General features: G+C 64.5%; 1 protein-coding gene. It reads right to left on the bottom strand.

Annotated elements, in window-relative coordinates; translation table 11 throughout:
- Positions 1 to 165: 165 nt before the first annotated feature.
- Positions 166 to 721 (bottom strand): ATP-binding cassette domain-containing protein (locus tag EOA23_RS35190; protein ID WP_145966626.1); only part of this gene is annotated, 556 nt, incomplete at its 5' end.

The raw sequence follows: 721 nt of genomic DNA, 5'->3' as shown, positions 1-721 counted from the left end.
TCATGACGATGAATACCGCGAGCGTGCCGAGCGAAGCGCGGTTGTCGAGCACGAAGCCGCGCAGCCAGTTGTCGGAGGGATGGCTCCATTCCTTGGCCGACTTTTTGGCCATCTGGCCGCCTGCCCTTCCCAGAGGAGATTGCAGATCGGGTTCCATCGCCTTGCTCATTGCGCTCTCTGCTCCGCTTCGCCGGCCTCGTGCAGTCCCGGCAGGCCGCCGGGATGCGCTACGTCTTCCATGAAGTTGATCAGGTCGTCGGCCGACTTCACCTCGCTGCGATCGGCCGTCAGCGCCACCTTGCCGCGGTCGAGCACGACGAAACGGTCGGCGATGTCGAAGACGTGGTGGATGTTGTGGCCGATGAACAGGATCGAGCGGCCGCTCGCCCGCACCTGGCGCACGAAATGGAACACTTTTGCCGTCTCGGTCAGCGACAGCGCCGTCGTCGGCTCGTCGAGGATGATCAGCTCCGCCTGCTTGTAGATGGCGCGCGCGATCGCAACGCCCTGCCGCTCGCCGCCCGAAAGCTGGCCGACGATCGACTGCGGCGTGAACACTTTCGAGGTGAAGCCGATCTCGCGCATCAGCCGGCTCGCCTCCGCGACCTCCTTGTTGACCTTCAGCCATCCCATGAAGCCGGTGAGCTCGCGGCCCATGAAGATGTTGCGCACGATGGTCTGCTGCACGGCCAGAGCCCGGTCCTGGAACACGGTCTCGATG

Source organism: Mesorhizobium sp. M2A.F.Ca.ET.042.01.1.1 (assembly GCF_003997405.1).
In the GTDB taxonomy this organism is placed as follows: Bacteria; Pseudomonadota; Alphaproteobacteria; order Rhizobiales; family Rhizobiaceae; genus Mesorhizobium.
The sequence above is the reverse complement of the archived record's forward strand: the minus strand, read 5'-3'. Positions and strand labels throughout refer to the sequence as shown.